Genomic DNA, 9,538 nt, shown 5'->3' with positions numbered 1-9,538 from the left:
TTTAGATAACTTTGATAACACTCCCAAACTGTTGCAGTTAATCTATTTGATTGCTCGTTATAGTAAGGAAAAACAGCGTTTGATTTTATCGGAAATTAGAAGTTGCTTTTCAGATAAAGGTGAGCATTTGTTTAATACTTTCGCTTCTTGATAAACCCTTGTTTGTTCCAAAGTCAGTCCTAGCATAGCTTCAACTTCCTCTCTACTCAACGAAGAAAACTTATAAACGGCAATTGTGGTGATGATGTCTAGTATTTCGTTTTGCGGCAGTGTGTCCGTTTCCTCTAATTTTACCCGCTCAATCAATTCCTTTGCTTGCTCCGCCATCACTTTATCCGATGCTAAAGTCAATTGCATCAAGTTGATACCTATTGGCTGCTGATTAGTCGCGCCTAACTCATCTAAATAGATTCGCTGCACTTGGTCGCTGTTGAGAAATATTCGATGAGTTTTTTGATCGCTTGGTTCCAGAGAGCGTGATGAAAAAATTACCACGCAGAACCAGTCATCGTACTGAGAACGATTCCGGTTCAGGTACATCAGCGACTCGGTAAAGAACCGATGGTAAAGGGCTTCATCTTTTTGGAATTGAACTTCAGCAAAAAAGATTACCCTGGATGTTGCATCCTCTGGAGGTAAAAACACACCATCCATGCGAAACGCGGTTTCTTTGACTTCAATTGATTCAAATCGATAGTTTTGCCCTTGCAGAGGAGGATTATCAACCAGTTCAAAGAGTCTCGTTTCACTACTTCGTCCTAAAATTCTCTTGTTATGCGTAGGCGTAGCCCGTCGTAGACATCGCAAATTACGCTCAAGCCACAAAGATTAATCCTAACTTGGCTGAAGCTTATGCTAATTGAGGAATATAACTGCTTGCTAAATAACTGCGATCGCAACTTCAACTTTTCGTTCGCTGATTTTAAGCGAGTAGGGTTTATCTTTATTTAAAGAGAGAGAGATTAAATCCTATAAACTATACGAAAAAGTAGCTATGGCAAGCGGTGAAGTATTTGATACCAAAACAAAATCCCTATCTGTGCCAAGGGTAAACCTGCTGACCATGTTCCGGCTGGGTTTATTTCAGATGGGGTTGAGCATGATGTCTATCTTGACTCTGGGCGTACTCAACAGAGTCATGATTCAAGAAATAGCAATTCCGGCGACGCTGGTATCAGTAGTTTTAGCACTGCCTTTATTTGTTGCTCCTTCTCGTGTCTGGTTCGGCCAGATTTCCGATGCTAAACCTTTATGGGGATACCACCGCACAGCTTATGTTTGGGTGGGCGCGGCAATATTTGCGATCGCAGCTTTTTTAGCTGTACAAGTAATGTGGCAGATGAATGTTGCTGGAAATAGTGCAGGTACTTGGGTATGGACAACCCAAACAATCGGCTGGACAGCACTTTTGGCTTTAGTTTTCGCTGTATACGGTCTAGGAATTTGTGCTAGCGGTACTGCTTTTGCTGCTTTATTGGTGGATATATCTGAAGAAGATAACCGTTCTAAAGTAGTCGGTGTGGTTTGGTCGATGCTAATGGTGGGGATTATTGTTGGCGCGATTATCAGTGCCAGTTTGCTCAAGCAGTTAACTCCAGAAGCAACCTTAGAAACCTTGCAGCCAGCAATCAACCGATTGTTTACTATCGTCCCAGCAATTGTATTTGGTTTAGCGATCGCAGCCACATTCGGCGTAGAAAAAAAATACTCTCAATACTTAACCCGTTCCACACTGGTGAACCGGGAAGATAGCATTACTTTAGGCAATGCTTGGAAAATATTGACAGCTAGCCCACAAACAGGTATCTTTTTCACCTTTTTACTGGTGATGACTATCAGTTTGTTTATGCAAGACCCAATTTTGGAACCTTACGCGGGTCAAGTGTTTAAAATGCCCCTAGCGGAAAGTACTAAATTAAATATTTTTTATGGAACGGGTTTACTGATTGCCTACGGGGTTACGGGCTTTTATATTGTCCCGCGTTTGGGTAAGCGCAGAACCGCACGTCTAGGCTGTATGTTGGTAGCATTCTGTGCAATATTGCTGGGTATATCAGGATTCACAGCTAATGCCGCAGTTCTCAAACTAGGTTTGTTCTTTTTCGGTTTAGCCGCAGGTTTCTTAACTACAGCAGCAATTAGCTTAATGTTGGATCTCACCGCAGCAGAAGCCGCAGGTACGTTTATTGGAGCTTGGGGATTAGCGCAGTCCCTCTCTAGAGGTGTAGCGGTGGTAATCGGAGGTACAGTTTTGGATATTGGACGCAAGTTTTTACCAAGCCTAGAGTTAGCTTATGGACTGGTATTTGTTCTAGAAGCAGTAGGAATGGTGCTATCGATTTGGTTTCTGAATCGGGTGAATATTACAGAATTTCAAACAAGTACAAAGCAAGCGATCGCTTCAGTTTTGGAAAGCGATTTAGATTAAACTGTATAGGGCATGGGGCATGGGACAAATGACCAATGACCAATGACCAATGACAAATGACTAATAACTAATGAATGATTTTTGGACAACAATTCTAGATTTTGCCCAAACTACCACTACCAGGGTGGGAAAACAGCTAATGCAAGATTTTGGGAAAGTACAGGCTTCTCAAAAAGCTGATGGTAGTTTGGTGACGCAAGCAGATAAATGGGCAGATCAGGAAATTCGGGATGCGATCGCTTCTAATTTCTCTGGTTACGGAATTTTGACTGAAGAGAGCGAACGGTCATTTCCTGGTACTGAGTGGTGCTGGGTAATTGACCCTCTAGATGGCACAACCAACTTCACACGCGGTATTCCTCTCTGGACGATATCTCTGGGTTTACTATATCGAGGCACACCTATATTTGGTTATATTTACGCACCAACCCTGAATCAAGCTTTTCATGGTTTCTGGGCAGGTTCATCTGGTTTAGCAACACCAACAGGAGCATTTCTCAACAACCACCCCATCCACACTAGTATAGATAGCCCCAGCAACAATCACTTTTTTAACCTCTGTTCCCGCAGCACCGCAGCTATCAAAAACGGCTTTCCCTGCAAAATTCGCATGTTGGGTGTGGCTAGCTATAATTTTTTGATGGTTGCCACTGGGGCTACTCTCGGTGGTATTGAGGCGACACCAAAAGTCTGGGACTTAGCCGGGGCTTGGGTAATTGTCCAAGCTGCTGGTGGGGTCTGGTCATCGCTTAAATCAGAACCGTTTCCTTTGTCACCGGGGGAAGATTATAGCGATCGCTCTTTTCCCACCCTTGTAGTTAGTCGCCCCGAATTAATCCCGGTATTTCAACCTTTTCTCGAAAGCGTAAAAATTTAATATAATAATTTGTTGTGTATCTAAACACACTAATTTTCTTAACCAGCCTAGTGAGCGGCGACATAGCCGAAATTAAAGTAAACAAAGTCTTTAGTTAGACAGAGAAATAAAGCTGGTAATAATCCTGGTTTTAGTGCAATAAGAGTGTAGCAACTAATTTAAGTCCAGTCGTGGCTTCCATCACACTGCTTAATTTTAGTATAAATAATTTTATGTTGTCTAATCTAGATTTAATTAGAGAGTTTGTGCAAAACTCTATTCATAAAAAAGAAGTTTTGTTGTCAAATCCTGCTTTGACAGCGCAAACAGTTTATAACACAAACCAACTGATAGCAAAAGCTGAAGGTGTAATTGCCACCGTCCAGCTATCTAAGACACTATCTGAATTCTCGATTTCTCCAAAATCATCCCAGTGGGAATTGATAAATCAGGCATTAGCAGAATCTAGTTATCTCCTCAAAGGAGAAGTGGATAGTCGAGGTTTCTATCAGTATCAGTACTGCGAAGTTCCCAAAGGATATGAGATGCACTGTACTAAATCTGTGCTTCTATGGCGAGCTTGGTGGAAATATCGCAAGTATGCTTCAACACTAGGGATTCCGTTGGAACTTCTGGTTAGAAAACGAGATTCATGGTATCCAATTAGAGGTTTAATTATTAGCGACGGACTTCTTTATATCAAAACTTTAGGAAGTGAGATAGCACTCGACTCAGACGATCTGGTTACTTGGTTAAGCAAAGTTGATGCAATCAATATTATTAAAGAAATAACTACTACAGAGACATAGGCATGGGTAGAGGTATATATTTCTACTTCCATAAAAGAAATTGTTTATTTTATAAAAATTTTTGAAAGTGGTATGACAACATAACGCCATGTGTAACTTTCTCTCAAACCTAACCCCCAACCCCTTCCATACTAGCGTTGGGGAGCAAGAATCAAAGCCTCTCAGGAGTGGGGGAGAGGAATGGAAGCGGGGTTCTAAGATTGAAGAAAGAGACAAGGGGACAAGGGGAGGAAATCAGATGGGGATTCAGACCCCACCTGATTCAAGTCCACCAAAAAGTGGTAGTGGTCTTAAACCCTTGGGCGTTGCCGCACGACTTGGGGATGGGGAGACAATTCCCCAAGTCTCCTTGTCTCCCCATCCCCTTGTCCTCTTCGATAAGTTGCACATCGCGTAACATAATTCGGCAAAGGAGGTGAAGAGAAATGAAAGGACTTTGGCTCGAAAACAATCAATTGCAATTACGCACGGATATTCCCATTCCTAAACCACCACAGGGAGAAGCCTTGGTGCGCGTCTTGCGTGCGGGCATCTGTAACACTGACCTGGAACTACTTAAAGGCTACTATCCCTACACTGGTATTTTAGGGCATGAATTTGTCGGTGTTGTTGAACAAGGGCCAGAACACTTAGTTAACCAACGTGTAGTTGGAGAAATCAATGCTGTTTGTGGGCATTGTCGGTTTTGTCGTAGTGGACAACCAACTCACTGCGAAAATCGCACAGTTCTTGGTATTGTCAATCGAAATGGAGCCTTTGCTGAATATCTCTGTTTGCCGATAGAGAACTTACATTTAGTACCTGATAATGTGCCAACAGAAGTAGCAACATTTACTGAACCTATAGCAGCAGCTTTAGAAATTCAGCAGCAAGTGGTATTGCATCCAAATGATCGGGTGTTAGTGGTTGGAGATGGCAAACTAGGGCAGTTAATAGCCCAGACACTTGCCTTAACTGGCTGTGAACTTTTAGCTGTGGGGCGTCATCGAGACAAACTGGCTAATTTAGAGGCACGAGGGATTAAAACGAGTCTAGCCGACACTGTTACAGATGGATATTTTGATATCTCAGTAGAATGTACTGGCAACCCAGAAGGATTTGCGATCGCCCGTCGCGCCCTACGTCCCCGTGGTACATTAGTGCTTAAAAGTACTTATATTGACAACCTCAGCCTAGATGTTTCCTCGTTAGTAGTAGATGAAATTACCCTCATTGGCTCCCGTTGTGGCTCCTTTTCCCCAGCCCTCCAGCTACTAGCTACAGGACAAGTTGATGTGCAACCTCTCATTCATGCCAGTTACCCCCTTATTGAAGGGCTTGCGGCTTTTGAACACGCTCAAAGTCGCGGTGTTTTAAAGATATTGTTAGAGATTGGTCAAGAGTGATTAGACATAGGGCATTGGGAAGAGGACAAGGAGAAAGAATTATTGGAAGTTGTACCTTTTGTCACCTTGTGCCCTTGTCTCCCCTATCTCCCTCATTGCCCACTCCCCACTCTCCACTCCCCAACTAATACAAATAAGGATTCGTCTTTGGTTGATAGTCCAAACAATGGATTGCTTCTTCTGTATTGGCAATAGATGGCCGTACAGTACATTTAAGACGGTAATTGTCGGTAAAAAATTGGCAACCACTACAGGGGATTTGATGCATTTGCTTGGCTGTAGTTACACTATATCGAGCCGCCGTCCAGAGGCTCAAAACAGCGAGAATTGTTACAGTCCAAGCAACGACAAAGCAAATGGGGACTAAAAAAGGTTGAATCCCATGAATCAGGAAAGATATCAGTTCCAACACAGCATTTCTTGATACAAATTAAGAGCTAGAAGTATATTAACTCCTAACTCCTACTTCCTAACTTCCTACTATGGAAGTATCATTTAAATGCCAGCATGACCCAGCGCTAAACCAGTGACGAGCATTCCTAGAACAAGGAACGGTTGGGCGCTGGCTTGGTACTTAACATCATTCTTCACAGGATCACGCAGGAAATACATATCCTGTAAGGTGATTTGCGGAATGATTAAGAGTATTAGTATTGTTGCATACAAATTCTCATGGATGCTGACGAGATAAGCTGCGATCAATCCTTGAAATACATCAATAGTTACTACACAAATCCATGCCGCAGTAGTGATGCCAAACATTACGGGTAGTGACTGTAATCCTAGCTGGCGATCGCCTTCTACACTCTTAAAATCATTGACGATGGCAATACCCAATCCAGCCAAGCTGTAGAACATTGTCAAAATTACGATTGTAGAATTGAGATCGCCAAACAAAGCGTGTCCTGTAGACCAAGGTAGGGTGATATAGCTTGCACCCAAGGCGTAGCTACCTAGCCAACCGTTTTGCTTGAGTTTCAGAGGAGGTGCAGAATAAATGTAGGCAATGAAAGAACCGATGATCGCGATCGCTGTAATTGTCGGGAATTCATGACCAGACCACACATCCAGCCCAAATGCCAAACCATAGCCAGCAATTAGTAATACCCAAATCTGAATAATTACCTGGGGTAGGGGAATTGCCCCAGAGGGAATCGGGCGATAGGGTTCATTGATGGCATCGATTTCGCGATCGTAGTAATCATTGAGGATTTGGGTGTAACCTGTCATCAATGGCCCAGCCAGCAGCATACAGGTTGCTACCTTCAACACATTTTCCAGTGTCCAAGTATAGTTACCAGAAGAAGCCGCACCACAGACTACGCCCCAAATTAGGGGAATCCAGGTAATCGGCTTCATTAGCTGCAAACGAATTTTCCAAATTGAAGTTTCCCCGGACGCAGCACCTTTCATCCCCAGCAGTTGCCTAGTTTTAGCACTGCGATCGGCAGATGCAATCGCTTTTTCGCTGGGATTATTTGCCACTGAGTCTAATGCCTCAGCTGAGTTAGGGTCTGGGGTAATGGGAGTTGATTCTGACATAAAGCGTATTTTTTTTAGAGTGAGGAGTTAGGAGTTAAAAGTTATGAATTATTGTTTTATTCCTAACTCTTCACTCCTAACTCCTAACTAAATTAAAACGAAATTATCAAATAATTATTCTGAAACTTTGCTCCAGCAACGGGTCTGCCACTGAGAGCCGGAGGTAAGGGAATATTCCGTCGCTGATCTCCTGCTTCTACCGTGACTTCTGGTCCATATTGGGTAAGTTTGACTTGCTTTTTGTCAAAACTTGGCAAGAATAGGCGTACTTGACGATTGTGGATATCTATTTCAATTGGTTTGGGAGCCTGTAGAGCTTGTGCTTCAAAGTTGGGTAATGCGTCTATTAGTGGTTGCCAGTCACCTGTTGACGAGTCGGGAACAACGCTCACAGGTAGGGGCATAAATTCCTGTGACAGGTTGGCATTTGCCTCAGTAGACACAACCAGAACACCACCAACAGTTAAACCGATTTGTTGAGCACTTCCCCACAAATAACGAGCATTTGCTACCTCAATGGGATCTCCTGTGGTAACTAAGAAAGCAGTGAGACGTTTGGGGTCAGCAAGAGCAGTTCTCCCCTTTTCTAACAAATTATTGACTTGGTTAGTAGGCCCTGCAAAGTTATCTGCTGTCCAGTTGACATTGAAAAAGCTGCTAATCAACGGTTGAATCAAGGGTGATTCAGTAATCGTCTTCCCCAAATCGGAGTTGACAAATAATTGCCGAAATCGCCGGATATACCAACTGATAGATTCTGGCAAACCCAACATCCGTAACGTTAAAGAGTCACCCGTGCCATCGTAAACGATCGCATCATATTTGCCACTAGCATCATATTCGCGGATAGCATTCAGGGCTAAGGCATTGTCCATCCCCGGCAATACTACCAGTTCTTGACCAAAAACGTCTTTGAATATGGGCGTGCGGAGATATTGCGCCTCAAGTTTCTTCACTTCGTCCCAGTTGCGTTCTAGTAATACAGATGCTTGAAACTGGACTACTTGCAAATTGGGAGCGATTTCCTGGGGATCGGCAGCAATGGGAGTACCCAGCAAAATTGATAATGTTGGTTCTGCTTGTCCTGCTAGAAGTACGCGCTTGCCTTGACTTGCCAATAATTTGGCGGCGGCGATCGCAATTTTGGTACGAGCGGTGCCGCCTTTGCCCAAAAATGTCAATATTAGAGCCATTATTTGATTCCTATTTTCACCGCCGATCTTTTCAACTCCAACTTAGCACTCAACAAAGAATCTCAGCCTGTGCTTTAAACTTTAGATGTCAAGAAAAACGCGGTTCTGAGTTCTTTACTACTACACGGGTTTGATTTCATCTTCAAAAAACCAAGTGGAAGTATTGTCGTCAAACACCACCACTACACCGATTCCAGCACCATCAGTGACTTTGTAGCCTTGGATGATACCGACTTGCCCTAGTTTTTTTACAACAGGAGCAGAAACGCGATCGCGCAAGCGAAAGACTTTAACCTTTTGTCCGATTTCCATGCCTGATTACAATTCAGATAAACCAAGTCTCAGTGTAGCGGAATCCGTGACTCAGCTCTCACAAATTCAGCAAAGAAGGGGAGATAAGGAAGAATAACTCCTGACTTAACAGCTTAAAATTAAATCAACAACCAAACAAGGCTATTGGGGCGAAACGGGTAGCCGTTGAGGCACAGCAACAGGCATCATAAGCGCAATTGCAGTTGAAACAATAACAGCTGCTTTCGCAAGCAACGGTTGGCGGAACATTTCCCATTGTTAGGAGTTAATCCAGATAGCTTTAGTTAAGCAACAAAGGTAGTAGTCATGTATCAAACAGATCCACCCCGTCCGCCACAAGAAACCATGCCTACGATGTATGATTTACCCAGTGAATTAGTAGGGGAATCAGGTTTGCCAGATGAATTTCACCGTATTCAAGCGGATTTGCTCAGTGAGACTTGTCAGCCTCTAACTTATCCATCTGAGGAAATTTTACTTGCTAGCGATTTGAATCTTTACTACGACCCCCGCCATACTCTGTGGTACAAGCGTCCTGATTGGTACATGGTTTTAGGAGTACCTAGTGCTAGCCAACAGCAAGACCTACGCTTAAGTTACGTCATTTGGCAAGAGGGGGTTGTGCCGTTTTTAGTAGTTGAATTACTCTCACCTGGTACAGAACAAGAGGACTTAGGAAAAACACTGCGGGAAGTAAACCGGCCCCCAACAAAATGGGAAGTATATGAACATATTTTGCGGGTTCCCTATTATGTTGTCTATGAGCGCTATGAAAATTGTTTGCGTGCCTTTCAACTCATAGGCACTCGCTACAAGGCTATATCTTTACCCGAGAACCGCTTATGGTTGGAAGAGTTAGAACTAGGATTGGGTCTTTGGCAAGGTTCTTATCAGCAGACAACAGGTTTGTGGTTGCGTTGGTATAATACTACGGGTTGGGTGCTGACATCAAGAGAAAAAGCTGAACAAGAACACCAACGGGCAGAGCGATTGGCAGAGTATTTGCGATCGCA

General features: G+C 43.4%; 11 protein-coding genes. 6 read left to right on the top strand and 5 right to left on the bottom strand.

The window, feature by feature from the left end:
• Window positions 1–57: 57 nt before the first annotated feature.
• Window positions 58–765, bottom strand: a complete 708-nt coding sequence (locus tag VE944_RS22115) for an Rpn family recombination-promoting nuclease/putative transposase (RefSeq protein ID WP_324981918.1) — start codon at window positions 763–765, stop codon at window positions 58–60.
• 229 nt (window positions 766–994) lie between these two features.
• Between VE944_RS22115 and VE944_RS22110 the strand changes: the two genes are divergently transcribed.
• The 5 genes from VE944_RS22110 (at window position 995) to VE944_RS22090 (ending at window position 5,478) form a co-directional block, all read left to right on the top strand.
• On the top strand, window positions 995–2,428 hold the full coding sequence (locus tag VE944_RS22110; RefSeq protein WP_324981915.1) for a BCD family MFS transporter: 1,434 nt from the start codon (window positions 995–997) through the stop codon (window positions 2,426–2,428).
• Between the two features lie 70 nt (window positions 2,429–2,498).
• The gene (locus VE944_RS22105) at window positions 2,499–3,305 is read left to right on the top strand and encodes an inositol monophosphatase family protein (RefSeq protein ID WP_324981911.1); all 807 of its coding nucleotides are present in this window, start codon (window positions 2,499–2,501) and stop codon (window positions 3,303–3,305) included.
• A gap of 212 nt (window positions 3,306–3,517) precedes the next feature.
• The gene (locus VE944_RS22100; protein ID WP_324981907.1) at window positions 3,518–4,093 is read left to right on the top strand and encodes a hypothetical protein; all 576 of its coding nucleotides are present in this window, start codon (window positions 3,518–3,520) and stop codon (window positions 4,091–4,093) included.
• 238 nt (window positions 4,094–4,331) lie between these two features.
• Window positions 4,332–4,490 carry a hypothetical protein gene (locus VE944_RS22095; RefSeq protein WP_324981904.1) on the top strand — a complete coding sequence of 53 codons (159 nt, stop codon included), beginning with the start codon at window positions 4,332–4,334 and terminating at the stop codon, window positions 4,488–4,490.
• Window positions 4,491–4,518: 28 nt separating this feature from the next.
• Window positions 4,519–5,478 carry an MDR/zinc-dependent alcohol dehydrogenase-like family protein gene (locus VE944_RS22090; RefSeq protein ID WP_324981901.1) on the top strand — a complete coding sequence of 320 codons (960 nt, stop codon included), beginning with the start codon at window positions 4,519–4,521 and terminating at the stop codon, window positions 5,476–5,478.
• 124 nt (window positions 5,479–5,602) lie between these two features.
• Here the strand turns inward: VE944_RS22090 and VE944_RS22085 are convergent, their stop codons facing one another.
• The 4 genes from VE944_RS22085 to petP all read right to left on the bottom strand — a co-directional run bounded on the left by VE944_RS22085 (window position 5,603) and on the right by petP (window position 8,525).
• A complete protein-coding gene (locus VE944_RS22085) occupies window positions 5,603–5,890 on the bottom strand; it encodes a hypothetical protein (protein WP_324981898.1) in 288 nt (95 codons plus the stop codon).
• Window positions 5,891–5,973: 83 nt separating this feature from the next.
• Window positions 5,974–7,020 carry a chlorophyll synthase ChlG gene (chlG, locus tag VE944_RS22080; RefSeq protein WP_324981894.1) on the bottom strand — a complete coding sequence of 349 codons (1,047 nt, stop codon included), beginning with the start codon at window positions 7,018–7,020 and terminating at the stop codon, window positions 5,974–5,976.
• A gap of 92 nt (window positions 7,021–7,112) precedes the next feature.
• Window positions 7,113–8,213, bottom strand: a complete 1,101-nt coding sequence (locus tag VE944_RS22075) for a Get3/ArsA fold putative tail anchor-mediating ATPase NosAFP (protein ID WP_324981891.1) — start codon at window positions 8,211–8,213, stop codon at window positions 7,113–7,115.
• A 120-nt stretch (window positions 8,214–8,333) separates the two neighbouring features.
• A complete protein-coding gene (petP, locus tag VE944_RS22070) occupies window positions 8,334–8,525 on the bottom strand; it encodes a cytochrome b6f subunit PetP (protein ID WP_324981888.1) in 192 nt (63 codons plus the stop codon).
• Window positions 8,526–8,831: 306 nt separating this feature from the next.
• Between petP and VE944_RS22065 the strand changes: the two genes are divergently transcribed.
• Window positions 8,832–9,538 (top strand): Uma2 family endonuclease (locus VE944_RS22065; protein WP_324981885.1); only part of this gene is annotated, 707 nt, incomplete at its 3' end.

This window comes from Nostoc sp., from assembly GCF_035638895.1.
Classification (GTDB): Bacteria; Cyanobacteriota; Cyanobacteriia; order Cyanobacteriales; family Nostocaceae; genus Nostoc.
Note: the sequence above shows the minus strand (reverse complement) of the source record. Positions and strands in the feature narration are given on the sequence as shown.

Coding starts and splice junctions, on each gene's coding strand:
- VE944_RS22110 (WP_324981915.1), top strand. CDS start 995: ATGGCAAGCGGTGAAGTATTTGATACCAAAACAAAATCCCTATCTGTG.
- VE944_RS22105 (WP_324981911.1), top strand. CDS start 2,499: ATGAATGATTTTTGGACAACAATTCTAGATTTTGCCCAAACTACCACT.
- VE944_RS22100 (WP_324981907.1), top strand. CDS start 3,518: ATGTTGTCTAATCTAGATTTAATTAGAGAGTTTGTGCAAAACTCTATT.
- VE944_RS22095 (WP_324981904.1), top strand. CDS start 4,332: ATGGGGATTCAGACCCCACCTGATTCAAGTCCACCAAAAAGTGGTAGT.
- VE944_RS22090 (WP_324981901.1), top strand. CDS start 4,519: ATGAAAGGACTTTGGCTCGAAAACAATCAATTGCAATTACGCACGGAT.
- chlG (WP_324981894.1), bottom strand. CDS start 7,020: ATGTCAGAATCAACTCCCATTACCCCAGACCCTAACTCAGCTGAGGCA.
- VE944_RS22075 (WP_324981891.1), bottom strand. CDS start 8,213: ATGGCTCTAATATTGACATTTTTGGGCAAAGGCGGCACCGCTCGTACC.
- petP (WP_324981888.1), bottom strand. CDS start 8,525: ATGGAAATCGGACAAAAGGTTAAAGTCTTTCGCTTGCGCGATCGCGTT.